Annotated in this window: 22 protein-coding genes; 15 read left to right on the forward strand and 7 right to left on the reverse strand. The window is 66.7% G+C overall.

Annotation, left to right across the window (positions count from 1 at the left end):
* The first annotated feature begins 74 nt into the window (after nucleotides 1-74).
* From leuC to ACX80W_RS12540, 6 genes are all read left to right on the forward strand, one after another.
* Complete coding sequence (gene leuC, locus ACX80W_RS12515; protein WP_459283752.1) at nucleotides 75-1,556, forward strand: 3-isopropylmalate dehydratase large subunit; 1,482 nt, start codon at nucleotides 75-77, stop codon at nucleotides 1,554-1,556.
* A 10-nt stretch (nucleotides 1,557-1,566) separates the two neighbouring features.
* Nucleotides 1,567-2,166, forward strand: a complete 600-nt coding sequence (leuD, locus tag ACX80W_RS12520; protein WP_459283754.1) for a 3-isopropylmalate dehydratase small subunit — start codon at nucleotides 1,567-1,569, stop codon at nucleotides 2,164-2,166.
* Between the two features lie 297 nt (nucleotides 2,167-2,463).
* A complete protein-coding gene (gene murA, locus ACX80W_RS12525) occupies nucleotides 2,464-3,813 on the forward strand; it encodes a UDP-N-acetylglucosamine 1-carboxyvinyltransferase (protein ID WP_459283756.1) in 1,350 nt (449 codons plus the stop codon).
* 17 nt (nucleotides 3,814-3,830) lie between these two features.
* The gene (locus ACX80W_RS12530; protein ID WP_459283757.1) at nucleotides 3,831-4,589 is read left to right on the forward strand and encodes a lysophospholipid acyltransferase family protein; all 759 of its coding nucleotides are present in this window, start codon (nucleotides 3,831-3,833) and stop codon (nucleotides 4,587-4,589) included.
* Entirely contained in the window at nucleotides 4,586-5,638 is a 1,053-nt protein-coding gene (locus tag ACX80W_RS12535) for an NAD(P)H-dependent glycerol-3-phosphate dehydrogenase (RefSeq protein WP_459283759.1), read from the forward strand. Before ACX80W_RS12530 ends, ACX80W_RS12535 begins: the two co-directional genes overlap by 4 nt.
* A complete protein-coding gene (locus tag ACX80W_RS12540; RefSeq protein ID WP_459283761.1) occupies nucleotides 5,635-6,786 on the forward strand; it encodes a D-alanine--D-alanine ligase family protein in 1,152 nt (383 codons plus the stop codon). Before ACX80W_RS12535 ends, ACX80W_RS12540 begins: the two co-directional genes overlap by 4 nt.
* Before the next feature lie 96 nt (nucleotides 6,787-6,882).
* On the opposite strand, the gene ACX80W_RS12545 is transcribed toward ACX80W_RS12540, so the two are convergent.
* A complete protein-coding gene (locus tag ACX80W_RS12545) occupies nucleotides 6,883-10,392 on the reverse strand; it encodes a bifunctional proline dehydrogenase/L-glutamate gamma-semialdehyde dehydrogenase (protein ID WP_459283763.1) in 3,510 nt (1,169 codons plus the stop codon).
* Between the two features lie 68 nt (nucleotides 10,393-10,460).
* Entirely contained in the window at nucleotides 10,461-11,939 is a 1,479-nt protein-coding gene (locus ACX80W_RS12550) for an amino acid permease (protein ID WP_459283765.1), read from the reverse strand.
* Nucleotides 11,940-12,104: 165 nt separating this feature from the next.
* Here ACX80W_RS12550 and ACX80W_RS12555 point away from each other — a divergent pair, with 165 nt between their 5' ends.
* Nucleotides 12,105-13,070: a LysR substrate-binding domain-containing protein gene (locus tag ACX80W_RS12555; RefSeq protein ID WP_459283767.1), complete on the forward strand. Its 966-nt coding sequence runs from the start codon at nucleotides 12,105-12,107 to the stop codon at nucleotides 13,068-13,070.
* 93 nt (nucleotides 13,071-13,163) lie between these two features.
* Nucleotides 13,164-14,585 carry a GTP cyclohydrolase II gene (gene ribA / locus ACX80W_RS12560; protein ID WP_459283769.1) on the forward strand — a complete coding sequence of 474 codons (1,422 nt, stop codon included), beginning with the start codon at nucleotides 13,164-13,166 and terminating at the stop codon, nucleotides 14,583-14,585.
* Between the two features lie 42 nt (nucleotides 14,586-14,627).
* Here the strand turns inward: ribA and ACX80W_RS12565 are convergent, their stop codons facing one another.
* Together ACX80W_RS12565 and ACX80W_RS12570 are read right to left on the reverse strand one after the other, a co-directional pair.
* Entirely contained in the window at nucleotides 14,628-14,855 is a 228-nt protein-coding gene (locus tag ACX80W_RS12565; RefSeq protein WP_459283771.1) for a DUF3072 domain-containing protein, read from the reverse strand.
* Between the two features lie 50 nt (nucleotides 14,856-14,905).
* Entirely contained in the window at nucleotides 14,906-15,928 is a 1,023-nt protein-coding gene (locus tag ACX80W_RS12570) for a glycosyltransferase family 2 protein (protein ID WP_459283773.1), read from the reverse strand.
* 98 nt (nucleotides 15,929-16,026) lie between these two features.
* Here ACX80W_RS12570 and ACX80W_RS12575 point away from each other — a divergent pair, with 98 nt between their 5' ends.
* From ACX80W_RS12575 to ACX80W_RS12590, 4 genes are all read left to right on the forward strand, one after another.
* Nucleotides 16,027-16,869 carry an SDR family oxidoreductase gene (locus tag ACX80W_RS12575; RefSeq protein WP_459283774.1) on the forward strand — a complete coding sequence of 281 codons (843 nt, stop codon included), beginning with the start codon at nucleotides 16,027-16,029 and terminating at the stop codon, nucleotides 16,867-16,869.
* Between the two features lie 195 nt (nucleotides 16,870-17,064).
* Nucleotides 17,065-17,691, forward strand: a complete 627-nt coding sequence (locus tag ACX80W_RS12580; protein ID WP_459283875.1) for a DUF6318 family protein — start codon at nucleotides 17,065-17,067, stop codon at nucleotides 17,689-17,691.
* Between the two features lie 103 nt (nucleotides 17,692-17,794).
* Nucleotides 17,795-18,481 carry a DUF6318 family protein gene (locus ACX80W_RS12585; RefSeq protein WP_459283776.1) on the forward strand — a complete coding sequence of 229 codons (687 nt, stop codon included), beginning with the start codon at nucleotides 17,795-17,797 and terminating at the stop codon, nucleotides 18,479-18,481.
* On the forward strand, nucleotides 18,481-19,446 hold the full coding sequence (locus tag ACX80W_RS12590; RefSeq protein ID WP_459283778.1) for a PKD domain-containing protein: 966 nt from the start codon (nucleotides 18,481-18,483) through the stop codon (nucleotides 19,444-19,446). Before ACX80W_RS12585 ends, ACX80W_RS12590 begins: the two co-directional genes overlap by 1 nt.
* A 117-nt stretch (nucleotides 19,447-19,563) precedes the next feature.
* Here ACX80W_RS12590 and ACX80W_RS12595 read toward each other — a convergent pair whose 3' ends face one another.
* From ACX80W_RS12595 to ACX80W_RS12605, 3 genes are read right to left on the reverse strand one after another with little or no spacing between them, the layout of a single operon-like run.
* Entirely contained in the window at nucleotides 19,564-20,898 is a 1,335-nt protein-coding gene (locus ACX80W_RS12595) for an HNH endonuclease signature motif containing protein (protein WP_459283780.1), read from the reverse strand.
* A 31-nt stretch (nucleotides 20,899-20,929) separates the two neighbouring features.
* Nucleotides 20,930-21,787 carry an SMP-30/gluconolactonase/LRE family protein gene (locus tag ACX80W_RS12600; protein ID WP_459283782.1) on the reverse strand — a complete coding sequence of 286 codons (858 nt, stop codon included), beginning with the start codon at nucleotides 21,785-21,787 and terminating at the stop codon, nucleotides 20,930-20,932.
* 14 nt (nucleotides 21,788-21,801) lie between these two features.
* A complete protein-coding gene (locus tag ACX80W_RS12605) occupies nucleotides 21,802-22,290 on the reverse strand; it encodes a DUF3515 domain-containing protein (RefSeq protein ID WP_459283784.1) in 489 nt (162 codons plus the stop codon).
* Nucleotides 22,291-22,455: 165 nt separating this feature from the next.
* Between ACX80W_RS12605 and ACX80W_RS12610 the strand changes: the two genes are divergently transcribed.
* The 3 genes from ACX80W_RS12610 to ACX80W_RS12620 all read left to right on the forward strand — a co-directional run bounded on the left by ACX80W_RS12610 (nucleotide 22,456) and on the right by ACX80W_RS12620 (nucleotide 25,562).
* Nucleotides 22,456-23,055 carry a hypothetical protein gene (locus ACX80W_RS12610; RefSeq protein WP_459283786.1) on the forward strand — a complete coding sequence of 200 codons (600 nt, stop codon included), beginning with the start codon at nucleotides 22,456-22,458 and terminating at the stop codon, nucleotides 23,053-23,055.
* A 63-nt stretch (nucleotides 23,056-23,118) separates the two neighbouring features.
* On the forward strand, nucleotides 23,119-24,147 hold the full coding sequence (gene rfbB / locus ACX80W_RS12615) for a dTDP-glucose 4,6-dehydratase (RefSeq protein ID WP_459283787.1): 1,029 nt from the start codon (nucleotides 23,119-23,121) through the stop codon (nucleotides 24,145-24,147).
* Complete coding sequence (locus ACX80W_RS12620) at nucleotides 24,144-25,562, forward strand: sugar nucleotide-binding protein (RefSeq protein ID WP_459283789.1); 1,419 nt, start codon at nucleotides 24,144-24,146, stop codon at nucleotides 25,560-25,562. Before rfbB ends, ACX80W_RS12620 begins: the two co-directional genes overlap by 4 nt.
* Nucleotides 25,563-25,668 lie beyond the last annotated feature (106 nt).

The raw sequence follows: 25,668 nt of genomic DNA on the forward strand, positions 1-25,668 counted from the left end.
GGAGGAACGAAGGCTCCGCAGAGTGGGCGAACAGCGGGTTCGCACCGATTCGGACGAGCGGTGGAGGGAACACCATGGGTAAGACGCTGGCAGAAAAGGTCTGGGACTCGCACGTCGTCCGCAAGGGCGAGGTCGTCGGTGCCGAGGCGCAGCCCGACCTCCTCTACATCGACCTCCACCTCATCCATGAAGTGACCTCACCCCAGGCCTTCGAGGGCCTGCGGCTCGCAGGCCGCGGGCTCCGCCGGCCCGATCTCACGATTGCCACCGAGGACCACAACACCCCGACCCTGGACATCGACAAGCCGATCGCGGACCCCACGAGCCGCACGCAGATCGAAACCCTGAGGGCGAACTGCCGGGAGTTCGGAGTCCGCCTCCACTCGCTCGGGGACGCCGAGCAGGGCATCGTGCACGTCGTCGGGCCGCAGCTGGGCCTCACCCAGCCGGGGCTGACCGTGGTCTGCGGAGACTCACACACCTCCACCCACGGCGCCTTCGGTGCGCTCGCCATGGGGATCGGCACCTCCGAGGTGGAGCACGTCATGGCGACGCAGACGCTCTCACTCAAGCCGTTCAAGACAATGGCCATCACGGTCGAGGGCACCCTCAAGCCCGGGGTGACGGCGAAGGACATCATCCTGGCCGTCATCGCGAAGATCGGAACCGGCGGCGGCCAGGGCTACGTCCTCGAGTACCGCGGCTCGGCGATCCGGGCGCTGTCGATGGAAGCCCGCATGACCATCTGCAATATGTCGATCGAGGCCGGAGCCCGTGCCGGCATGGTGGCTCCCGACGAGACGACCTTCGAGTACCTCAAGGGCCGCCCGCACGCTCCCGAGGGTGCGGACTGGGATGCCGCGGTCGAAAACTGGCGCGGTCTGGTCACCGACGACGACGCGGTGTTCGACGCCGAGGTGTTCCTCGACGCCGACGACCTGGAGCCGTTCGTCACCTGGGGCACCAACCCCGGCCAGGGGGTGTCCCTCTCCCAGGCCGTGCCATCCCCGGCGGACTTCGCCGATGAGAACGACCGCGCCGCCTGCGAGCGCGCCCTCGAGTACATGGCCCTCGACGCCGGCACCCCCATGAAGGAGATCCGCGTCGATACGGTGTTCCTGGGCTCGTGCACCAACAGCCGGATCGAGGACCTTCGGATCGCCGCGGACATCATCCGCGGCCGCGAAAAGGACCCGGCCATCCGCATGATGGTCGTTCCCGGTTCCGCCCGGGTGCGCCTCGAAGCCGAGGCGGAGGGCCTGGATCAGGTCTTCAAGGAATTCGGTGCCGAATGGCGGTTCGCCGGCTGCTCGATGTGCCTGGGCATGAATCCGGACCAGCTGGCGCCGGGGGAGCGGTGCGCCTCCACGTCGAACCGGAACTTCGAGGGACGCCAGGGCAAGGGGGGACGCACTCACCTTGTCTCTCCCGTCGTCGCCGCCGCCACCGCGGTGCGCGGAACCCTCAGCTCGCCATCCGACCTGGACCCGGTTCCGCCGTTGGGCACCGTGGGCGCGGCCCGCGCCACCGCCCCCTCAGCCACCCCAGCCGCCTAGGAGCCCCGCCATGGAAAAGATCACGACACACACCGGCATCGGTGTTCCGCTGCGCCAAAGCAACGTCGACACCGACCAGATCATCCCCGCGGTCTACCTCAAGCGGATCACCCGGACCGGGTTCGAGGACGCACTGTTCGCGGCCTGGCGCAAGGACGAAAACTTCATCCTGAACCGGGAGCCCTATACCCGCGGCTCGGTGCTGGTGGCGGGCCCGGATTTCGGTACGGGTTCCTCCCGGGAGCACGCCGTCTGGGCCCTAAAGGACTTCGGCTTCCGCGCGGTGCTGTCCTCCCGGTTCGCCGACATCTTCCGCGGCAACTCCGGCAAGCAGGGGCTGGTCGCCGCCCAGGTCGCCCAGGATGACATCGAACTGATCTGGAAGGTGCTCGAGAACGAGCCCGGAGCCACGGTCACCGTAGACCTGCAGGCCCGCACCGCCGTGTGCGGTCCGGTGAGCGCGCCCTTCCAGATCGACGACTACACGCGCTGGCGCCTGCTCGAGGGGCTCGACGACATCGGCTTGACCCTCCGCCACGAACCCGACATCACGGCGTTCGAGGCCACCCGGCCGGCCTTCCGGCCCACAACCCTTCCGGTACGTACCTGACCGCAGCGGAGGAACGGCAGGTCCAACCGCCGGGCGGTGGCACCGCCCATCCCGTCCTCCGCCGTGGGCGCGTCGGCCGCTCCGCTTCAGCGGCCCTGCACCGCCTGGCAGCGGCCTGCCGAACCGGTGGAATCCTCGTTTCCGGCAGGAATCTTCCCCGCCCGTCCGCGGTTCTAACCATCAGGCAAGGCGGGGATGAAATAGCCTTGCATTTCAGTTCAGTTCGTCAAGCTCCTATGCTGTACACGGGCAATCATGTTTTGCGGGGGCGTATTCGTATGAGGAAATTAGGTATACATGGGTAACGTTCTGACCATCCGCGGCGGTGTTCCTTTGAACGGGAAGGTCTCCGTCCGGGGAGCCAAGAACCTTGTGCCGAAGGCCATGGTCGCTTCGCTGCTCGGCAACACCCCGTCGGTGCTCCGGAACGTTCCGGAGATCAAGGACGTCGAGGTCGTCACGAGCCTCCTCCGCCTTCACGGCGTCGAGGTCACGAAGGACCCGGTCACCGGTGATCTCACGATGGATCCCAGCCGGGCGAAAATGGCGCAGTCCAAGGACATCGACGCCCACGCCGGTGATTCGCGTATCCCCATCCTGCTCTGCGGGCCCCTGATGCACAGCATCGGTGAGGCCTTCATTCCCGATCTGGGTGGCTGTAAGATCGGCGACCGCCCCATCGACTACCACCTGCAGGTGCTGCGCAACTTCGGCGCCGTCGTGGACAAGCGCCCGGGTGGCATCTCCATCTCCGCGCCCAAGGGCCTCCACGGTGCGAAGCTTTCCCTGCCGTACCCCAGCGTTGGAGCCACCGAGCAGGTCCTCCTGACCGCCATCCGGGCCGACGGCATCACCGAGCTCTCCGGAGCGGCTGTCGAGCCGGAGATCATGGATCTCATCGCCGTGCTGCAGAAGATGGGCGCGATCATCACGGTGCAGACCGACCGCGTCATCCGCATCGAGGGCGTCCGCGAACTGACCGGCTACAACCACAAGGCCATCTCCGACCGGAACGAAACGGCGTCGTGGGCGTCGGCCGCGCTGGTCACCAAGGGCGACATCTACGTCGAAGGCGCCCGCCAGCTCGACCTGACGGCGTTCCTCAACACCTACCGCAAGGTCGGCGGCGCGTTCGACGTCGACGACGACGGCATCCGCTTCTACCACCCGGGCCGCCCCCTGAAGCCGCTGGTCCTCGAGACCGACGTGCACCCGGGGTTCATGACCGACTGGCAGCAGCCCCTCGTCGTGGCCCTGACGCAGGCCTCCGGCGTGTCGATCGTCCACGAGACGGTCTACGAGAACCGCTTCGGCTTCACCGATGCCCTGATCCGCATGGGCGCGAACATCCAGGTCCACCGCGAGTGCCTCGGGAGCGTGCCGTGCCGCTTCGGCCAGCGGAACTTCCTCCACTCGGCGGTGATCTCCGGTCCGACGCAGCTGCGCGGAACCGACATCGACATCCCGGACCTCCGCGGCGGCTTCAGCCATCTGATCGCAGCCCTCGCTGCCGAAGGAACCTCGCGCGTAACCGGCATCGAACTCATCAACCGCGGGTACGAGCGTTTCCAGGACAAGCTCGAGGGCCTCGGCGCCGACTTCGACATCACGGAGGAAGTCCCGGTCCTGGCCGCGGGACTCCGCTAGGTCCGGGCACGCCAGCCATGGGTGAGACAGGCACGTCACGGGTCACTTTTGCGGTGCTCGCCGGGATTCTTCGTCCGGTGATGAACCTGCTGATGAACAAGGAATGGATCGACACACAGAAGCTCCCGCGGGATACCGGCTTCATCCTGTGCCCGAACCATGTCACCGAGATCGATCCGATCGTCGTCGGCCACTTCCTCTACAACAACAAGGTGATGCCGCACTTCCTGGCGAAGGCCTCGCTGTTTTCGGTGCCCGTGCTGGGCCAGGCGCTCCGCGCCACCCGGCAGATCCCCGTCGAGCGCACCACCGCGGGGGCCAACCGCTCGCTGGAGGCGGCGCAGCAGGCCATCGCCGACGGCGGCGGGATCATCGTCTACCCCGAAGGCACCCTCACCCGGGACCCGGGGATGTGGCCGATGAAGGGCCGGACCGGGGCCGCCCGCCTCGCGCTGCAGACCGGGGCGCCCGTCGTGCCCATGGCGCACTGGGGCGCACAGGAGGTGTTTCCCCGGTACGCCCGCCGGTTCTACCTCTTCCCCCGGAAGACCTCGCGCGTGATCGTCGGCGACCCGGTGGACCTCAGCGACCTCCACGACCTTCCGATCACCCGCGACACCCTGAACCAGGCGACCGACCGCATCCTCGATGCCGTGACCGCCCTGCTGGCCGAGCTGCGCGGCGAGCAGCCGCCGGCGGAGCGCTGGGACCCCGCGGCGAAACGCCAGAAACCGACAGGCCGCGACTTCGACGCGGCGCAGGAGGACAACGCGTGAGCGCTGGAACGTCCCGGGCGGGACGGCCGGCACCTACGCGCATTGCCGTCCTGGGAGCGGGAAGCTGGGGAACCACCTTCGCCAAGGTCCTCGCCGACTCCTCGGATGATGCCGTGGTCCGGCTCTGGGCCCGCCGCGAAGAGGTCGCCGTCGAGATCAACGGCTCCCACCGCAACAGCAGGTACCTCGGTGACGTCGTGCTGCCCGGAAACATCACAGCATCAAGCGACGTGGGGGCCGTGCTGGCGGACGCCGAACTCGTCGTCCTGGCCGTTCCGGCGCAGACTCTCCGCCCCCAGCTGGCCGGTTGGAAGGCACTGATTCCCGACGGCGCCGTCGTCGTGTCGCTCATGAAGGGCCTCGAGGTCGGGACCGACGCCCGCATGAGCGAGGTCATCGCCGCCGAACTCGGCCTTCCCGCCCGGCGGGTCGCAGTGGTGTCGGGGCCGAACCTGGCGATGGAGATCGCCCGGCAGGAACCCACCGCCTCGGTCGTCGCGTGCTCGGACCACGACGTCGCCGCCTGGATCGCGGTCGCCTGCACCGCCTCCTACTTCCGCCCGTACACCACCACCGACGTCGTCGGGGTGGAGATTGGCGGGATCGTCAAGAACGTCATCGCCCTGGCGGTCGGCATCTGCGAGGGCCGGCGGATGGGCGACAACACCAAGGCCTCGGTCATCACCCGCGGGCTTGCCGAAACCACCCGCCTCGCCGTGGCCCTTGGGGCACGCGCGGAGACCCTCGCCGGGCTCGCCGGCATGGGTGACCTGATCGCCACCTGCTCCTCCGCGCTGTCCCGCAACCACACCGCCGGGCACCTCCTCGGGCAGGGCCTCACCCTCGAGCAGGTCACGGTGCGCATGAACCAGACCGCAGAAGGCATCAAGTCAGCGCAGGCGGTGCTCGACCTCGCCACCCAGCTCGGCGTGGACATGCCCATCACCGAGAATGTGGTGGCCGTGCTGCAGGGAAGTATTTCAGTTCTCGACCTGGGACCACGCCTGCTGGCCCGTGACCTCAAGCCGGAAGGCGAAACCATCCAGTGACAAGCGAACCCACCCCAGGGCGCAAGCCCCGCGTCCTCGTGCTGTTCGGCGGCCGCTCAAGCGAGCACTCGGTCAGCTGCGTGACCGCTGCCGGTGTGCTGAACGCGATTGACCGGTCGAAGTACGACGTCGTTCCGGTCGGTATCGCCAGGAACGGGCAGTGGGCGCTTGTATCGGCGGATCCCTCCCAGTGGTCGCTGAGTACCGGCACCCTTCCGGAGGTCCCGGCGTCGCCGGAATCCGTGGTGATCTCCACGGGGTCCTTCCCAGGCGCCGGTGCTGCCCGGGGCCAGGAACTGATGGTGACGGCCCCGGATTCGATGCCGCGCAGCCTTGGCGGAGTCGACGTCGTCCTGCCCCTGCTCCACGGCCCGTTCGGGGAGGACGGGACGCTCCAGGGGATGCTTGAGATGGCTGACATCCGCTACGTCGGCGCCGGCGTTCTCGCCTCGGCCGTGGGCATGGACAAGCATTACATGAAGGTCGTTTTCGCGTCGGCCGGGCTGGCGGTGGGGCCCTTCGAGGTGTTCACCAACCGCCAGTGGGAGAAGGATCCCGAGGAGTGCCTGCGGCGTGCCGCCGCCCTCGACTTCCCGGTGTTCGTGAAGCCTGCACGGGCCGGATCGTCGCTGGGGATCAGCCGGGTCGAGACCCCGGCGGCCCTGCGGCAGGCCGTCGAGGCGGCCCGCGCCTTCGACCCCAAGGTGATCGTGGAGGCCGGCATTGCCGGCCGGGAAATCGAGGTCGCCGTCCTGCAGGGACGGGGAACCCAGGACCCGCGCACGTCGCTGCCCGGCGAGGTGGCCGTGCAGCCGGGCGACCACGACTGGTATGACTTCGAGGCGAAGTACGTCGATGGCAGCGCAGCGCAGTTGAGCTGCCCGGCCGATCTTCCGCCGCACATCACCGAAAGTGTGCGCGACCTGGCGGCACAGGCCTTCGACGCGGTGGGCGCCGAGGGGCTTTCCCGGGTCGACTTCTTCTACACCCCGGCAGGTGAGCTGATCATCAACGAGATCAACACGATGCCCGGGTTCACCCCCATCAGCATGTACCCGCAGATGTGGGCCAAATCCGGTCTCACCTACACCGACCTCATCGACGAACTGATCGAACTCGCACTCGAACGCCGGACGGGCCTGCGCTGACCCGAGCCGGCATCGCCGCCCCGGAAGATTGTCCCCGGACGCAAAGAGCGCCCCTCCCCGGACCGGGGAGGGGCGCTCTCGTTTCGGCGGCTGCGGCTAGATCAGGCCCGCCGAGAGTTCATTCTTGGTGCCGAACCGGTGTGCGGTGATGCTGACGGCCTGCTCATGCAGGAAGGGCAGCATTTCGATCCGGCCGGCTTCCGTCACGGGCTGGTAGTAGACAGCCAGATCGGGACGGCCGCCGGTCGCCTTGGCGAGGGCCGCGGGGTCCCCGCCGATGAGGCGGATGCGCCCGGCCTCATGCTGCGCGACCGAGAGCAGCCACTCCTCGTCGGTCTCCACGGTGACCGACGCCGCGAAGGTGCGGACGGCCGTCGAGAGCGCGCTGGTCAGCTCCACAGCCGAGGACACCCGCACGGTCGAACCGGCGGCCGCCGCGGCGATCAGGACCCGGAGCAGCTTGGCGACGGGCTCGCCTTCGGCGAGGCGGATGGTCACCGGGACCGGAAGATAACGGAACACGTTCCGCTCGGCGGTGAGCGCCGAAACGTCCTTCGCTGCGCCGAATTCGTCCGCCCAGGCCACGGCGTCCGAGGCCGCCGCACGCTGGAGCATGGCATAGTCAGCGGCGCTCAGCTTGGAGTCGGCACCTGGTGCCACGGCGGCGAGGATCGGCTGGGCTGCCGGCACCGGCTCGGCGGAGGCGGTGGCCTCCCGGGTGCTCCAGGAGCCCAGTCCCACCAGGTAGTTCGGCCCGCCGGCCTTCGTGCCCGCGCCGACGGCCGACTTCTTCCAGCCGCCGAAGGGCTGGCGCTGGACGATGGCTCCGGTGATGCTCCGGTTTACGTACAGGTTGCCGGCCTGGATGGAGTTCATCCAGGTGCCGATCTCCTCGGGGTTGAGCGAGTGCAGACCGGCGGTCAGCCCGTAGTCCACCTGGTTCGAGATCTCGATGGCCTCCTCGATGGTCACGGCGGTCATGACGCCGAGGATCGGGCCGAAGTACTCGGTGAGGTGGTACTCCGAGCCACGCTTGACGCCGGAGCGCACGCCCGGGCTCCACAGCCGGCCCGTGCCGTCGAGTTCACGGGGCTCGATCAGCCAGCTCTCGTCCTCGCCGAGCTTCGTCAGGCCGTCGAGCAGCTTGCCGGAGGCGGGCTCGATGATCGGGCCCATCTGCGTTGCGGGATCCGAGGGGTACCCGACCTTCAGCGAGGTCACGGCATCCACGAGCTGGTTGCGGAAGCGGTGTGAGTGCCGCACGCTGCCGACGAGGATGACCAGGGAGGCTGCCGAGCACTTCTGGCCGGCGTGGCCGAAGGCCGAGTAGGCGACATCCTTGGCTGCGAGGTCGAAGTCCGCGCTGGGGGTCACGATGATCGAGTTCTTGCCCGAGGTCTCCGCCAGCAGGGGCAGGTCCTGGCGGAAGGAACGGAACAGCTCGGCCGTCTCGTACCCACCGGTCAGGATCACCCGGTCAACGCGGGCGTCGGAGATCAGCTTGGTGCCCAGGGAGCGCTCGTCCAAATGGACGAGGTGCAGGACGCCGCGCGGTACGCCGGCCTCCCACAGGGCCTCCACCATCACCGAACCGCTGCGCGGCGCCTGGCCGGCCGGCTTGATGATGACCGAGGAGCCGGCCGCGAGGGCGGCCAGGGTCGACCCCGCCGGGATGGCCACCGGGAAGTTCCACGGGGGAGTGACGACGGTGAGCTTCGAGGGCGTGTACACGGCGCCGTCGACGTCGTCCAGCCCGCGGGCCAGCTCGGCGTAGTAGTGCGCGAAGTCGATCGCCTCGGAGATTTCCGGGTCGGACTGGTCAAGCGTCTTGCCCGTCTCGGCCGCCATGACCTCCATGAGGTCGGCGCGGCGTGCCGCAAGGGCGTCACCGGCGCGGTGCAGGATCTCCGCACGCTCGGCACCGCTCAGCGCGCCCCATGCGTCGGCCTCGGCGATGGCCTCGGAGATGACGCGCTCGAGGGCCTCGGGCTTGGTGAGGGTGGTAGCGGCGACCGTGTCAACGCCCAGGCCGGTGGCCTCGACCCGCTCCAGCACCGCCCGGCCCCAGCGCCGGTTGGCCGGCAGTGAGGGGTCCGTGTCCGGGGTGTTGGTGAACCCGGTCGTCGGAGCGGGAGGCTCCGGCTGGTTGCGGTCCTGCGTGCGGTTCGGGCCGGGCACGGTGTCGTCGAGGGCCTCCAGCGAGCGGAGGAACCGGTCCTCTTCGCGCGCGAACAGGGCCTCGTTCGCTGACAGCTCGAACACCGCGGACATGAAGTTTTCCTGGCTCGCTCCCTCTTCGAGGCGGCGGATCAGGTAGGCGATGGCGACGTCGAACTCCCGGGGGTGCACCACCGGGGTGTAGAGCAGCAGTGAGCCGACGTCCTTCTTGACGGCCTCCGCCTGGCCCTGGGCCATGCCGAGGAGCATCTCGAACTCGATGCCGTCGTGGACGCCGCGCTCACCGGCGAGGAGCCAGGCGAAGGCGAGGTCGAACAGGTTGTGACCTGCGACGCCGATGCGCACGTTGCCGATGCGGTCCGGGTGCAGCGCGTAGTTGAGCACCCGCTTGTAATGGGTGTCCGACTCCTCCTTCGAGCCCCAGGTGGCCAGCGGCCAGTCGTGCAGCGAGGCCTCGACCTGCTCCATGGGCAGGTTGGCGCCCTTGACGACGCGGACCTTGATCCCGGCGCCGCCTTCCGCGCGGCGCTTGGCGGCCCACTCCTGCAGGCGGATCATCGCGGCGAGGGAGTCCGGCAGGTACGCCTGCAGGACGATCCCGGCCTCGAGGTTCTTGAACTCCGGGCGGTCCAGGATGGCGGTGAAGACGGCGATCGTGAGGTCGAGGTCCTTGTACTCCTCCATGTCCAGGTTGATGAACTTGGCCGGGGAGGAGGAGGCCGCCAGCTTGTAAAGGGGCGTCAGCTTCTCGGTGACGTGCTGCACGGCCTCCTCGAATGCCCAGGGGGAGTGGGGGGAGACAGTGGAGGAGACCTTGATCGACACGTAGTCGACGTCCGGGCGCGCCAGCAGCTTCATGGTGCCTTCGAGGCGCCGCTCGGCTTCGTGCTCGCCCAGGACGGCCTCGCCGAGGAGGTTGACGTTGAGCCGGGTGTCGTCCTTGCGGATCTTGCTGATCGACTTACCGAGCTTCTTGTCGGAGGCGTCGATGATCAGGTGCCCGACCATCTCCCGCAGCACCCGCCGGGCCACCGGGATGACGACCTGCGGCAGGACCGGGGCCACGGTGGCTCCGAGCCGCACTGCGGAGCGCATGTACCAGGGGAGGAACGCCGGCACCTTGGGTGCGATGGCGGCGAGGTTGCGCGCCGCGACCGAGAGATCCTCGGGGCGGATCACGCCGTCGACGAATCCCACTGTGAATTCGAGGCCGTGCGGGTCCTTCAGGACGCCCGCCAGTTGTTCGGCGGAGGCGTCGACCGGAACCTTGGCCGCTTCGGTGAGCCAGCGGCGCACCAGCGCCGTGGCTTCGGCCGCGAGGTGCTCAGGGATTGGGCCGGAGCCTGCGGCGTCCGGGCCGGTGGCGCCGGCGGCGCCCGTTCCGCCGTCGGAGATGATGTCTCCGCGGTCGGACAGTGAGCTTGTCATGATTTCGTATCCATTCAACTGTTACTTGCGCCGCCCTGGTGGGCGGCGCGGGAGCCGGTTACGCCGGGTCAGGCGTTCCGGACACTTGTGGTGTGGCGCGGGCTGTCCGGGTTCATCAGCGAGTGCTTGCGGCCGTAGAACCAGTAGATGGCCAGGCCGATGATCAGCCAGATGCCGAACCGCATCCAGGTTTCGAATTCGAGCTGGAGCATCAGGAAACCCGAGGCCAGCACGCCGAAGGCCGGAACAACCGGCATCCAGGGGAGGCGGAAGGTACGGGGAGCATCCGGTGCCTTGCGTCGCAGGACGATGACTGCGACGCAGACGACGACGAAGGCCGCCAGGATGCCGATGTTGGTGAGGTCGGCGACCGCGCGGATCGGGAACACCCCGGCGAGCAGGGCGGCCGCGATGCCGGCGATCCAGGTGACGCGCTGGGGCGTGCCGTGGCGGTCGGTACCGGAGAACCAGGCGGGGAGCAGGCCGTCGCGGCTCATGGAGAACCAGACGCGGGTGACTCCGAGGAGGAACGTCAGCATGACGGTCAGGATCGAGATGACGGCGAAGGCCGAGATGATCGTCGCGATCACGGGCAGGCCGACCGACTGGAAAGCGGAGGCGAACCCGGCGGTGGGGCTGATGTCGGTGTAGTTCTGCATCCCGGTCAGGACCAGGGTGGCCAGGACGTAGAGGAACATGGCGATGGCGAGGGAGAGCAGGATTGCCTTGGGCATGTGCTTCTTGCCGTCGGTGGCCTCCTCGGCCGCGGTGCTCATGGCGTCGTAGCCGAACACCGCGAAGAATACGGTGGCGGCGCCGGCGAAGACCGCGCCGAAGCCCGAGGGCAGGAACGGCGTGTAGTTGTCGACGTTGACGTAGAAGAAGCCGAGGCCGACGATGCCCACGATCAGCAGGATCTTCAGGCCGACGGCGATCAGTTCGAAGCGGCCGAAGGTCTTGGTGCCGCGGCTGAGGATGAAGGTGATGAGCAGACACACCACGATGGCAGGCACATTCACCAGCCCGCCCTCGATGGTGTCGGGTGTTCCCTGCATCCAGACCGGGACCTGGATGCCGATGCCGGACATGAACTCCGTGAAGTAACCGGAAATGCCGATGGCGACGACGGCGACGATCGCAATGTATTCAAGGAGCAGGTCCCAGCCGATGAACCAGCCGATGACTTCGCCCAGGGCGACGTAACCGTAGGTGTAGGCGGATCCGGCCCGCGGGATCATCCCGGCGAATTCCGCGTAGGAAAGTGCGGCCGCGGCGCTTGCCAGTCCTGCGACGAGGAAGGAGATCAGGACGGCTGGCCCAACGGGCTGGCCGTCCTCACCGCCGTTGGCCACCAGGCCCGCGAGGGTGAAGATGCCGACACCGATGATGCCGCCGACGCCGATTGCCGTCAGCTGCCACAGCCCCAGGCTCTTGAAGAGCTTTGTTCCGCCCTTCTCGTCCTCCATGTCGTCGATCGGCTTCCGCCGAAGAATGGAGGTTGAAGAGCCGCCTTCCGGAGACAGGCTTCGATCCGATGCGTTTGTCATAACGATCCATTCGGGAGAAGGGCAGGGTCGGCCACGCTGGTCCTGCGAAGACACAGTGGTGTCCGCCACTTTGGGAACTGATCCATTATGGTGCCGATCTTCGATTAGCAAAAGCTAGGTTATTCGAAGGATAATGTTCAGATTCCCTAACGTATTGGTGGAGCAATGCTCGATGTCCGGAGGCTGCGGCTCCTTCGAGAACTAAAGATCCGGGGGACCCTCAGCGAGGTGGCTGCCGCCCTTCGCTACAGCCCCTCCTCGGTGTCCCAGCAGTTGGCCCTCCTCGAGAAGGAGGTGGGGGTCGAACTGCTTCGGAAATCCGGGCGCGGGGTGACGCTGACGCCGCAGGCGGAGCTCCTCGTGGCGCATACTGCCGCACTGCTCGAGATCCTCGAGCGGGCGGAGGCCGACCTCGCGGCCTCACTCACCTCCGTGGCCGGTACGGTCCGGATTGCCGTCTTCCAGTCGGCTGCGCTCGCGCTCATGCCCGATGCGCTGACCATCATGACGGCGGAGTATCCCGAGGTGCGGGTCGAGATGGTGCAGCGTGAACCGGAGACCGCGCTCTACGAAACCTTCGCCCGTGACTTCGACCTCGTCATCGCCGAGCAGTACCCCGGGCATGCCGCGCCGCGCCATCCGGAGCTCGACCACGTTCCCCTCACCACGGATGCGATTCGGCTCGCCGTGCCGCCCGGTCCGCTGAACTCCCTGGGGATCAGCACGGTGGCCGGCGCCGCCGATGCGGCGTGGGTGATGGAGCCGCGGGGTGCGGCCTCCCGGCACTGGGCCGAGCAGGCATGCCGCCGGGCGGGCTTCGAACCGGATGTGCGGTACGAGACGGCGGACCTGCAGGCGCAGATCCGGCTCATCGAGTCGGGCAACGCCGTCGCACTCATGCCGGACCTTGTGTGGACCGGAAGGCAAACCACTGTGAATCTGCATGACCTCCCCGACAACCCGAAACGGTCGGTGTTCACCTCGGCGCGCCGGGCCAGCACGAACCGTCCGGCGCTGCTGGCCTGCCGGGAAGTCCTGGCGCGCTCGGCCGCGATGGTGGCCGCCGGGCCGGAGGGCTCCGGCGCCACAGAGACGAACCCAACACCGGCTGAGTCCGCCGAACGGCAATAAACCACACAGCGCTGGCGTTCCCCTTAGATGGAGCCGGCAGAACAGGCCGTTGACTCCCCCCAAGAACCCCTCCCGCCCAAATAAGGTTGATCCATGGCTCTTTCGTTCGATCCGGCTCTCGTTTCCTCAACGGTCGAGCGGGTTACCGAGACGGTGCTGCCCACACGTCACGGTCTCTTCCGCATGGTGGGGTACCGCGATGCCGACAACACCGAACACGTGGCCCTCGTCCGGGGAATCGACGACGTCACCACGGCGACCGGGGAGCAGCTGCCCGCCGGCGCCGCACCCCTCGTGCGGGTTCATTCCGAATGCCTGACGGGGGACGCTTTCGGGTCCTTCCGCTGCGACTGCGGGGAGCAGCTGGACGCGGCGCTCGCCGCGATCAGTGACGAAGGCAGGGGCGTGCTCGTCTATGTGCGGGGCCACGAAGGCCGGGGGATTGGCCTGCTCGCCAAGCTCAAGGCGTATGCCCTGCAGGACGAGGGCGTCGACACCGTCGACGCGAACACTTCCCTGGGACTGCCCGTGGATTCACGCAGCTACCACCAGGCGGCCGAAATCCTCCAGGACCTCGGCGTGGGCCGGGTCCGGCTGCTCTCCGGAAATCCGACGAAGCAGGAAGCACTTGAGGACCTTGGAATCGCCGTCGACGAGCGGCTGGGCCTGGCTGTGCCGGACCGCGCGGAGAATGCCGCCTACCTCGCCACGAAACGGCTGCGGATGCGCCACGATCCCGCTCCGGCCACCGACGCCTGGGGTGAGTTGACCGCAGGCAGGGTGCCTGCGGCCCCGCTTGCCGGCGAGCCGGAGGACCTCGTCCACCGCTATGGATACCTCGCCGCAGCGGAGGGACCGGTGGTGCTCGGCCAGCTCCGGCAGAGTCTCGACGGTTTCATCGCCTCCCGCAGCGGCGACGGTGGGGTGGCCGACGCGGGGGAGGACAGGATCCACCTGCACCGCCTAAGGGCACTTGTCGACGCCGTCGTCATCGGTGCCGGGGCCGTTGCCGCCGACGACCCGCTGTTGACGGTACGGGACGTCCCGGGAACGAACCCGGTGCGGGTGGTGCTCGACCCCGCGGCCCGCGTCCGGCCGGAATCCCGCGTTTTCGCCGACGGCGCAGCGCCCACCCTCTGGCTCGTGGGCCTGGACGCCTCGGTGCCGGACGAGGTAGCTGCCCACGTGACGATCCTGCGCCTGCCTTCCGAACAGTTCGAACCGAAGGAGCTCCTGAAGCTGCTGCAGGACCACGGACTGAACCGGGTACTGGTCGAGGGTGGAGGGCGGACAGTGTCGGCCTTCCTCGCGGCCGGCGCATTGGACCGGCTTTACCTCACGACGGCGCCCCTGCTCGTCGGCGACGGTGTCCCCGGCGTGCGCTTCGACGGAGCGGATGCGCTCACGGAGGCCCGTACCGCCCCGGTGCGGAGGTTCGTCTTCGGTCAGGACATCTGCACCGAACTCAATTTCGCCGCGGCGCGGGAACAGAACGGGGCAGCGGCCCGCCGGTAGGCCGCCTACGCGCGCATGCGGAGCTCAGCCCCGGCTTGTCGATTACGAGTCGGAGAGGCGCTTGCTCTTCTGCTGCAGGCGGTCGATGTGCTCGGACGCCTCCGCCTTGGTGATGTCCGCCGGAATTTCCTCCCCGGCCTCCCGTGCGAGGGTATCGAGGTAGCTCCGCTGAGCATCGGTCATCGGTTCGTCACCGGTGACCCAGTCGGACGGATCGCGCTCGAAGTTGCCGGCCGGTTCGGGGGTGGGGCTTCCAAGGGTGTCTGACATGACAGTTCCTTTCGTGGTGGTCCCTCGTCGCTGTTCGAATATTGCTCAGTTTACTTAGCTTTCGTTCGTTGTCGCCGCCCGATACGGGCTGGTTCGTGGTGGCGGGCCAGCCATGCCTGGGAGTGGGCGGCAAGTTTCATGCGTCCACCGGCATAGGGCACGCCGCCCCGCAGCCTGCTCAACACGGCCAGCCAGATGCAGATGCTCCGCTCAAGGGTCCACAGCGGTGCCCACAGCGCTGCACTCGGATGGAAGACCGACGCTCCGTTCCGGCGCCGCCGTCCCGACTCCGCCGTCAAGATCAGCCCGGCGACGACCACCAGGAGGCGGCGCGGACGCCTTGCGGCGAACGCCGCTATCGGCAGGAGCAGGAGTTCGGCCGTGAGCCGGCCGGGCTGGGCGAAGCTGTCGTACGCCTGGCGGACCCGTTGGCCGAGGAAGTGGCGCGCCGTTGGGGGAATCCGGGCCACGAAGACGTCGTCGGCCCGCACCTCCCGTCCGCCGGCGGCATGGACGGTGCGGATCAGTTCAAGGTTCTCGAACAGCGCCTCCCTGCTGTAGCCGTGGGTTGCCTCGAGGATGCTCCGGCGGACTGCGAGTGTTCCTGGGTAGTCCGAGCCGAAAGCCCTGTTGATCAGGGAGCGCGCGGTATCCCAGCGGGCATGCCAGGGCAGGTCGCGGAAGTAGTTCTGCGGCCGCACGAGGTCGGCGTCATCGAGCCGGTCCACCACTTCCCGTAGCTGGGCCGGGCAGTAGCGGACGTCGTCGTCGGCAAGTACCAGCCGTTCGTGGCGGGCCGCGCCCACCCCGGTGAGCACACCGGCTACCTTGCCGTTGCCAGGGCCTGATCCTTCGGGGCGGAGGATGCGCACCCGTGGCGGGAGGACGAGCGAGTGACGCTCGAAGCAGTTCTCGGGGGACCCGTCCACCACCGTGATGTCGACCCACCCCGGAAGGGCAGCGAGGTAGTCGGCCAGTTCGGCGATCGGTCCTTCGCCGGTCCACCTCAGGGGGAGGATGTACTCCGCTGTGGACGCCATGGGGCTGCCGACCTCCTGCCGATTTGGGGCCACTCGATTAATGCTAAGCATGCTTCCAAATATCAGCTAAGGATGCCTAGTGTTGTTCTGCAAGCGATTTGTGGCATCACACCGATTCCCGAGGAGTACCCATGAGCCAGCCCGCCCAGCAGCAGACCCCTCCCGGCACAACTGCCGATATGGACCCCAAACCGGATCATGGCGAGGAGAGTTACCGGGGGACGGGCCGGCTTGAAGGCAAGGCTGCCGTCATCACCGGCGGGGACAGCGGCATAGGCAAGGCGGTTGCCATCGCCTATGCCCGCGAAGGGGCGGACGTGCTCATCAGCTACCTCGAAGAGGAGGAAGAAGACGCCCGGGACACCGCCCGGTGGGTCGAGGCAGCGGGCCGCAAAGCCGTACTGTTTCCGGGCGATCTGGCCGACCCCGCGTACTGCAGGGCCATCATTGCGACGGCGGTGAAGGAGTTTGGCCGGGTTGACGTCCTCGTCAACAACGCCGCGTTCCAGATGAGCCACGAGTCCATCGAGGAGATTCCCGATGAGGAATGGGACCGGACCATTGCCATCAACCTCAGCGCGTTCTTCCACCTCACGAAGGCAGCGCTGCCGCATATGTCGCCCGGGTCCTCCATCATCGGCTCAAGTTCGGTGAACTCCGACAACCCCGTCCCAACCCTCGTTCCGTACTCCGTCACCAAGGCCGGCATCGCGAACATGACGGCTTCGCTGGCGCAGTTACTCGCCGAGCGCGGGATACGGGTGAACAGCGTGGCGCCCGGGCCGATCTGGACGCCATTGATTCCCGCCACGATGCCGGAGGAGGAGGTGGCGAGCTTCGGTCAGCAGGTGCCAATGAAGCGGGTTGGGCAGCCGGCGGAGCTGGCTCCGGTCTACGTGATGCTGGCGTCGGACGAGGCCTCCTATGTTTCTGGAGCGCGCATCGCGGTGACCGGCGGGCAACCAATCCTCTGACGTCGTTGAAGTCGCGGCAGGGGAGGGGCAGCTCCTCCGGGATTGACGTGCCGAATCCCTAGCCGGACTACCTAATCTTGACGCATATCACCGTGGACGCTGCCTCGAGGCTGCGGAGCCCACTACCCTGAAGATGCGTTGCCGCGGCGGCCGGAAGGGGCCGCGCCGGTCAATCGACCAGGGCTGGAGGTTGTGGTGTTCTCGCTGCGGTCGGGTCAGGGAGGGCCGGCGCCCTTGCTTGCCGTTGTCGCAGCGGGGTCCTTCCTCCTGAGCGGTTGCCAGGGAGCCGGAGCCGGTAGCGGGGCTCCCGGCGGCAGCCACGCTGCGGCTCCTTCGACGTCGCCGGCATCGCAGCCTGCCCCCTCGTCCGGACCCGCGGCCGATCTTCAACCTCCGCCGAAGCCTGCAGGGGTCGATGCGGAAACCAGGGAAGGACTTGAGGCCTTCACCCGATACTGGTTTGCGCTGTTCAGCTATGGATATGAATCGAACAATTGGTCCGGGTTGCAGGCCGTCACGGACCGGGGATGCGACACCTGCACCAATGTCATTGGTGAGGTCGGAAAGCACTACGAAACCGGCGGGTGGATCCAGGGCGGGAAAGTGATTGTGCACGCGGTGTCCACGACACTTCAGCCGGGTGCGAGGGGACCTGTTTCGTCAACAGTCACACTCGAACAAGCGGAGCTTGTGTATTTCGACCAGTCAGGCCGCGAGGCAGCGGTGTCCGACGCCCTTCCGCTCACACGCAGTGTCACGATTGCCGTGCACAAGAACAACCGCTGGGTGATGCTCGACTTCGGTACACCCAGTTCAAGTTAGCAACCAATCTGTGGATAACGAGGCCAGCGTCGACGACACGGATTAGGCTGATCATGCGTCATCCGCCATCGCCCGATCACAACCGGGGGCTCGAATGCATCAGATGCCGAGCGCGTACCGCTTCAGGCTTCGCGTGCTGGGAGTGCTTTCTCTCGGTGGTGCCATCGTCTTGAGCGGGTGCCAGGGAGAACCGGCCGGGGAACAGCCCACCCGGCCAGCCACGTCTGCCTCTTCGTCGGCTCCCTTATCCACTCCGTCCGCCGTGACGTCCGATTCCCCTGAACCCTCGGCGGGCGGGACAAATCCTGCTCCGGAACCGACTCCTGCTTCCTCAAATGGTCCGGCTGCGAATATCCCCGTGCCGACCAAGCCTGCGCTCGCCGACCAGAACAGCAAGGAGGGTCTTGAGGCCTTCACACGGTACTGGTTCGAGCTATTCAACTATGGGTATGCCACCAATGACTGGACTGAGTTCGACAGTGTGACGGACCCTGCCTGTGCAAGTTGCCAGAGAATAAGGTCTGTCGTTGGGGGCATCTACCAGGATGGTAGGTGGCTGCGGGGTGGTGAGTTCGAAATCTTGGAGTTCAGCACTGAGTTCCAACTGAATGCCAGTGGCTCAGTGCAAAGCTTTGTTTATAACCAGCAGAGACCCATCACCTACTTCGAGGCTGACGGAACGGAATTACGAACGGATCCCCCTCCTCCGCCAGCAATGGATGTGACCTTCGCGCTTCATGTTGATAACCAATGGTTCATGCTTGACTATGGCCATCCGGAGGGAACCTGATGGAAAGGAAGATCCGCCGATTCGGAGTTGCTTCTATATTGAGCTTGATTTTGCCATTCCCGGCGGCCTCCGCAGACGAAGTAAATAGGGAACCTCCACCAAACGCGTATGCGAGCGGCAATAAGGTGGCCGCTACAGCGACAAGCCGAACCGACTCGAGGGGCCGCACCGCCGACATACCAGCACCAGGCGCCCCTGCTTACGCGCCCGCGCTCCCCGTCGATGATGGCCTTGACTACTTCTACGAGCGGGTGTGCACAAACCGCACCGGTGAGGCGCTCGATCCCGCCCGATGCGTCCTGCTGAATGCCCAGTGTGATGCCAAGCCAGATGGTGTCTTCGTCGAATGGATCCAGGTCGACCGCCGTGCGAACTCACCCTCGGAAACAAGGACCGGCCGCAACTCGTGCATCTATCCCGGCGAGCCTCCGCAACCGCCCACGGAGGGCGAGCCCGCTGAAGAACCCATCATCATTACGATTGCTGAGTTCCGGAGTCAGCCGATCGCCCAGTCGGTGGTGTTCTCCCAGCCGGAAAACTTCGGACTGAAGAATGCCCACTCGAACCTGTACGCCGAGGCCCAGGAGCAGGAATTCGTCTTCGATTTCCGGAATGCTCAAATCCGCCTGCGCGCCTGGCCTGTCTCCTACCGATGGGATTACGGCGACGGCACCGGCACCACCACAACTGTTCCCGGTGGCCCAGTCGAAGGGGACGCCTTCAACACGGAGACTCCTACAAGCCACCAGTACCTCGAAACAGGTGACTACAACGTCACGCTGACAACGTCCTTCGCCGGTGACTACTCCGTTGACGGCGGTCCTTTTCAGCCCATAGCCGGCCAGGCGGAAGTTGCGTCCGAGCCCCACCTGATGAGCATCTGGCGCACCGAGGCCCACTCGGTCGCGGATGACTGCCTTGAGAATCCTTCGGGCATCGGCTGTACGACACCGCTGGAGCGCTAGCAGCACTGAGTCCGGCCACAAAGAGTGCGTACCAACAGTTGAGTCGAACCAACGAAACGGTCCACGCCGCCGGTCGAGCTGGCCTGCTGAAAGTAAACGAGCCCCGTCGAATTCGGACTAGCCGGGGACGGGCTCCGGCAGCGTCCGGTACTTTCGTCCGGCAGGTGAGGTCGCCATAATTACTCCCGGCTCCGGCTGTTCGTAGTGCCACAACCCCTCGCTCTTGAGCATGTGGTGCTTACGGCACAGATTCGAGAGGTTGTTGTGGGCTGTGGTGCCGCCGCGGGACCACGGGACCGTGTGATCGAGTTCGGTGGAGGCGGCCGAGCGGTTGCAGCCCGGATGCCTGCAGGTCCTGTCCCTGATCCTTAGCCACTTCTTGAGGTCAGCGGGAACCGAGTAGGAATTCCTGCCGACGCTCAGCACCGCTCCTGTCTCGGGGTGGGTCAGGAGCCGGGTAAATGACGGAGCGTGTGCGGCCAGCCTGCGGGCAAGCTCGGGCGAGATTGGCCCATATCCCTCAAGGTCAGCCGGGGCGTCATCGACATCCAAAAGAGTTAGAACCGGCACCGTGATATTCACCTGTGCATGGATTCCGTCTACACCGTCGCCTGGCACCGGCCGGCCGGCGAGAGTCGAGAATCCGCCCGTCTGCCCCTCACAGCTGTGGGTCAGCAGATCCGTCAGCACATCGGTTCGAAGTTGGGCCAGTGTCCGGGTCTCCTCGGGACACTGTAGGGCCCTGCCGAGCTGGGTCAGGCGCTCGTTGATCCCCACGGCCTTCTCGGCCGGAAGATAAACGTTGAGCCACGCCATGCCATCGTCGTCGGGGTGGAATTCGACCCTGCGGTTTTTCTGCGCCGAATAGGTCCGCTTCGTAATGCTGTCGGGATGCATTTCTGCGTGCAGCCGCCGTGCCCGGTACGCCAGCCTGGCGACCGTCGTCTCCTGCGCAACGGGAACCAGCTTCTGCTCGAAGTAGGACAATGCGTAGTCCGGGATTCCTGTGCATTCCTCCACAAGCGTGACCGCGTGACGCCAGGAGATACTCCCGGAGTCCAGCGCCTTCAAGGTTCCGGGGAACCGCCCGGTGAGCAGCCACGCATGCTCGACGAGGGAACCGGCGGTACGCTCCGGGATCCGGAGGGCGCACGCCACCTCGGATGCGGTGAGGGTCTCGGTCAGGGACCCGGGGCGCATCCCGCGGGCCTCAAGACGCTCTGCGGTCAGGGTCCGCACCCGCTCGGTGAACGCCACCGTCTGCGCATCGGCCCAGTTCTTCAGCCGCTGCAATGCCTGCAGGCCCTCGATGGCCTGTTCAAGGTCGGACGACTGCGGTGCCGGCCCGGTGAGGAACTCCGCACCTAGGGCATCGGCAACTGCATGACGCCACCCGGCGTCCTGCCGCGCTTCGGGATGTGCCTCGGAGTGGAGGCTGTCCGCCCTTTCCATGACCCAAGAATGTCACCTCCTACTGACATTCCTAGCCGGAGAATCGAGGCAGCCGCGCGCCGCGCACGCCCGGCTTCACCACGAAGAGCGCACCGGCGGCAGGCTCCGCCCCCGCCTCCAGGCCTTGGCGCGACGTCGTGATGTATAGGGTGCCGAGATCCGCCCCACCGAACGCGCACGCCGTAACCTGGGACGCGGCCACCTCAACCGTTCCGCGCAGGACTCCGCCGGAATCGAAGTGGGCGACAGCTGAGCCCCCGTAGAGGGCCACCCATAGCCCGCCGTCTTCGTCGATCGCCATGCCGTCCGGAGCGCCCAGGCCGGGGTCAACCTCGACGAAGGTACGCCTCCCAGTGATCCGTCCCGTCTCGAGGTCATAGTCCAGTGCATCGATCCGCTGGGTTGGCGTGTCGGTGTAGAAGGCGGTGTCACCTGTCGGATTCCAGTGGAGCCCGTTGGAGGTGGTGACCCCCCTGAGCACCGTCGACACGGAGAGGTCCGTGTCGAGGCTGAACAGCGTGCCCGCCCCGAAGTCCGAATTCCAGGCCATTGAGCCGCAAAGGAAACGTCCTCGAGGATCGCACCCACCTTCGTTCATCCGGACGGCGGAGTCCTCAAAGGCCGCCGGGCCGGGGGTGACCTGCGCGAAGTCCGCGTCCGCGAAGGCAAAACCCTTCTCCACGCCGAGAACATACCCGCCCGATTCACGTCCGCGGATCGCGGCGGCAACCTTCGCATCGACGGAATGCCGCGCCAGCGCACCATCGGCGCTCCGCACCAGTACGTCGCCCTCGAGCATGTCGACGAACAACAGCGACCCGCTCCGGTCGTCCCAGTAGGGTCCCTCACCGTGGTAGGTGCACGGCTCGGTCAGCTGTTCGGCGTTCATAAGGCTCCGTAGGGTCAGCCGGCGTCCGGCAGGTCGAGTTGGTCGGAGATGCTGATGCACTTGCGAGTCTGGTCGATCTTCGAGACGGGGTCACCAAGCTGTACCAGGACAGTGCTTGAAGCAACCTGCTCGGGGTCGAAAAGCACCTCGACGGCCGGCTCGCGTCCGTAGGTGGTGGCCGTCCAGGCGCTCTCGCCCTCACTGAGTACCCAGTCGATGTCATTCACGGAGACGCATGCATCGGTCGTCGGCCCGGGCACCTCGACGCCGCAGCGCAGCACGACCTTCGACGGATCCCCCCAGGCCGAGGTCGCCTGGCTGTTGGTTTCGCGCTGGGAGTGCTCGGCCACGTCGGGTGGAAGGGCGACCATCACCTCGGCGCATGCGGGATTCTGGGCGTCCGCGGCGGGATCGACGTCGACGACGGGCGCGCAGGCGGCCGTTCCCACGAGCACTGCCGCCAGCGGCACGGCACTGCGCAGGAACCGGATAAGAGAAGGCATGCTTCAACCCTAGTAGCTCCTTCACCGACACGCGGCACGGCGGCCCGGGCCTGCAGCTCCGGAGCAGTAGGCTTCGTTCAGGGGCGGACGGCGCCACCGGTACCGGTGTGGCAGCGGCCGGCCCGTCCAAGCGATCAGGAAAGACAGATGGTCTCAAAATCAGTTATGCGGCATTCAGCGGCGGTAGCCCTCACGCTCGGACTGCTGGCGACGGGAGCGGGGATGCAGGCCTCGGCCACTTCACAGCAGCAGCCGCCGCCCGACGGGCAGTTCCACGAGCCGGCCCCGCCGGTGCCCTCACCGAACCCGTCACCGGCCATCGACCCCGCGACCGGTTTCGCCATCGACGGCTACACGGGCTATCTGATCCACCCGCCGACCGGATACCTGATTGAACCGGACACAGGGTATCTGCTTCTTCCGGAATCGTTGATCTACACGACCATGGTGTACGACTGGGCCACCGGCAAGGTCATCGAAGTCAACCAGAACCCTGCGGCTCCGGAGCCGACCGCGACGCCGACGCCGACCGCGACGCCCACACCCGCACCGGCGACGTCGCCCGCCCCGCCGGTCGAGGCGCCGTCGGCGACCCCGACGCCGTCACCGACCAGCGCACCAACGTCGTCCGCCTCGGCCGAGGCCGTCGAAGCGGACCTCGCCTCTTCGCGCACACCCCTGGTGTGGGGGGTGGGAGCGCTCGTGCTCCTCGCAGCGGCTGCGACGATCGTTCTTGGAGTGCGACGACGCCGGGCGGGGTCCTAGCACCGGGCGGACCGCCCCGCCGTCGGACCACGCCGGGATCCCGCCACCGCGGCTTCAGGAGGAATGGACGGTAATCTTTCCAAGGTGAAGAACATAATGGTCACCGGCGGCGCCGGCTTTATCGGATCCAATTTCGTCCACTATTTGATGCAGCACACCGATGCCAGCGTCACAGTCCTCGACAAGCTCACGTATGCGGGCAACAGGGCCTCACTGAACGACCTGCCTTCCGGCCGTTTCCAGTTTGTCGAGGGCGATATCACCGATGCCGCCCTCGTGGACTCGCTCACCGCCGCCGCCGACGCGATCGTCCACTTCGCCGCCGAGTCGCACAACGACAATTCGCTGCACGATCCCCGTCCGTTCCTCGACACGAACATCATCGGCACCTACACCCTCCTTGAGGCGGTCCGACGGCACGGGAAGCGCTTCCACCACATCAGCACCGACGAGGTCTATGGCGACCTTGAACTGGACGACCCCGCCCGGTTCACGGAGAGCACCCCCTACAACCCTTCGAGCCCCTACTCCTCCACCAAGGCGGGCTCCGACCTCCTGGTGCGCGCGTGGGTCCGGTCATTCGGCGTCCAGGCGACCATCAGCAACTGCTCGAACAACTACGGCCCGTATCAGCACGTCGAGAAGTTCATTCCCCGCCAGATCACCAACGTGATCGACGGCGTCCGGCCCAAGCTCTATGGAGCCGGCCAGAACGTGCGTGATTGGATCCATGCCAACGATCACTCATCAGCGGTGTGGACGATCCTCAACAAGGGCGAGATCGGCCAGACCTACCTGATCGGCGCCGACGGAGAACGCAACAACAAGGAAGTCGTGGAGTTGATCCTCACCTCGATGGGTGAGCCCGCCGATGCGTATGACCAGGTGGTCGATCGGCCCGGCCACGACCTGCGGTACGCCATCGACTCGACCAAGCTGCGCACCGAACTGGGTTGGACGCCGGAGTTCCACCACTTTGAGCAGGGCCTTGCCGAGACCATCGAATGGTACCGGGACAACGAGCAGTGGTGGCGTCCGCAGAAGGCCGCTGCCGAGGCGAAATACCTCGAGCAGGGCCAGGCCGCACTGTGAGCGTCGAGTTCTCGAAGGCGCTGGCGGCCATTGAAACCCCGATCCCCGGCGTCGTCATGTTCGACCTGCCCGTGCATGGGGACAACCGGGGCTGGTTCAAGGAGAACTGGCAGCGGGAAAAGATGGTTGCGGCCGGGCTGCCCGACTTCGCGCCAATCCAGAACAACATCTCGTTCAATGAGAGTGCGGGAACCACCCGCGGGATCCATGCCGAGCCGTGGGACAAGTTCATTTCCGTGGCGACCGGACGGGTGTTTGGTGCCTGGGTGGATCTGCGCGAAGGCCCAACCTTCGGTGCGGTCTTCACCGCTGAACTCGACCCCTCACGGGCGATCTTCGTGCCCCGGGGGGTGGGAAACGCCTTCCAGACCCTCGAAGACAACACCGCCTACACCTATCTCGTCAATGACCACTGGTCGGCGGAGGCCCAGGACCAGTATGTCTTCCTGAACCTCGCCGATGAGACTGCCGCTGTTCCGTGGCCCATCCCGCTTGAGCAGGCCGAGCTCTCCCAGAAGGACAGGGACCACCCGCGGCTCGGCGCCGTCACACCCCTCCGGCCCAAGAAGGTCCTCGTAATCGGTGCGGGCGGCCAGTTGGGCAAAGCCCTGCAGGCAGCAGTGGGGGACGACCCCGGATTCGAATTCGCCACCCGTGCGGAGCTTGACCTCGCCGACCCCGCGGCGATGGATAAGCGCCCATGGAACTCTTACTCAGCGATCATCAACGCCGCGGCCTATACCGCCGTGGATACCGCCGAGACTCCCGAGGGGCGCGTCGCGGCCTGGGCCGCCAATGTGACCGGTGTGGGCGCGATTGCCCGCATCGCCGCCCAGCACCACCTCACCCTTGTCCACATTTCCAGCGACTACGTCTTCGACGGCACGAAGGACAACCACACCGAGGACGAAGCCTTCAGCCCGCTCGGCGTGTACGGCCAGACCAAGGCCGCCGGAGATGCCCTCGTTGCGGCAGTTCCCCGGCACTACATCGTGCGCACCAGCTGGGTCATCGGCGAGGGAAACAACTTCGTCCGCACCATGGCTTCCCTGGCGGGCCGGGGCGTGCGCCCGTCGGTTGTGAACGACCAAACCGGACGCCTCACCTTCACGGAGGACCTGGCCGCCGGCATCCTGCACCTTCTGGGCTCGAGCGCTCCCTACGGGACCTACAACCTCACGAATGAGGGTGACGCGCGGAGCTGGGCCGACATCGCGGCGGACGTCTATGAGCTCACGGGCCACGAGAGGGAAGCGGTGACCGGCATCAGTACGGCCGAATACTTCAAGGACAAGGAAGCAGCACCCCGTCCGGGCCTGAGCACCCTCGACCTGTCGAAGCTCCGGTCGACCGGGTTCGTTCCCGCGACCGCTGGGGACCGGCTCAAGGAATACCTCTCCCGCGGCGCACAGTGAGGACTGCGGTCACCGCACATCCGCCGGTATCCACCCGGTAAGGTTCTCGCCAGTCAGTCACGGCAGGCGCATCCATCACTCCCGCAACGGTTAGCATGGGGGCTGA

Source organism: Arthrobacter melezitosi, from assembly GCF_054511055.1.

Excerpts from the sequence above, each read along its gene's own strand:
- ACX80W_RS12600 (WP_459283782.1), bottom strand. The coding sequence starts at position 21,787 with ATGAACGCCGAACAGCTGACCGAGCCGTGCACCTACCACGGTGAGGGA.
- ACX80W_RS12595 (WP_459283780.1), bottom strand. The coding sequence starts at position 20,898 with ATGGAAAGGGCGGACAGCCTCCACTCCGAGGCACATCCCGAAGCGCGG.
- ACX80W_RS12545 (WP_459283763.1), bottom strand. The coding sequence starts at position 10,392 with ATGACAAGCTCACTGTCCGACCGCGGAGACATCATCTCCGACGGCGGA.
- ACX80W_RS12585 (WP_459283776.1), top strand. The coding sequence starts at position 17,795 with ATGCCGAGCGCGTACCGCTTCAGGCTTCGCGTGCTGGGAGTGCTTTCT.
- leuC (WP_459283752.1), top strand. The coding sequence starts at position 75 with ATGGGTAAGACGCTGGCAGAAAAGGTCTGGGACTCGCACGTCGTCCGC.
- ACX80W_RS12575 (WP_459283774.1), top strand. The coding sequence starts at position 16,027 with ATGAGCCAGCCCGCCCAGCAGCAGACCCCTCCCGGCACAACTGCCGAT.
- murA (WP_459283756.1), top strand. The coding sequence starts at position 2,464 with ATGGGTAACGTTCTGACCATCCGCGGCGGTGTTCCTTTGAACGGGAAG.
- ACX80W_RS12530 (WP_459283757.1), top strand. The coding sequence starts at position 3,831 with ATGGGTGAGACAGGCACGTCACGGGTCACTTTTGCGGTGCTCGCCGGG.
- ACX80W_RS12605 (WP_459283784.1), bottom strand. The coding sequence starts at position 22,290 with ATGCCTTCTCTTATCCGGTTCCTGCGCAGTGCCGTGCCGCTGGCGGCA.
- ACX80W_RS12550 (WP_459283765.1), bottom strand. The coding sequence starts at position 11,939 with ATGACAAACGCATCGGATCGAAGCCTGTCTCCGGAAGGCGGCTCTTCA.
- ACX80W_RS12610 (WP_459283786.1), top strand. The coding sequence starts at position 22,456 with ATGCGGCATTCAGCGGCGGTAGCCCTCACGCTCGGACTGCTGGCGACG.
- ribA (WP_459283769.1), top strand. The coding sequence starts at position 13,164 with ATGGCTCTTTCGTTCGATCCGGCTCTCGTTTCCTCAACGGTCGAGCGG.
- ACX80W_RS12555 (WP_459283767.1), top strand. The coding sequence starts at position 12,105 with ATGCTCGATGTCCGGAGGCTGCGGCTCCTTCGAGAACTAAAGATCCGG.
- ACX80W_RS12565 (WP_459283771.1), bottom strand. The coding sequence starts at position 14,855 with ATGTCAGACACCCTTGGAAGCCCCACCCCCGAACCGGCCGGCAACTTC.
- leuD (WP_459283754.1), top strand. The coding sequence starts at position 1,567 with ATGGAAAAGATCACGACACACACCGGCATCGGTGTTCCGCTGCGCCAA.
- ACX80W_RS12590 (WP_459283778.1), top strand. The coding sequence starts at position 18,481 with ATGGAAAGGAAGATCCGCCGATTCGGAGTTGCTTCTATATTGAGCTTG.
- rfbB (WP_459283787.1), top strand. The coding sequence starts at position 23,119 with ATGGACGGTAATCTTTCCAAGGTGAAGAACATAATGGTCACCGGCGGC.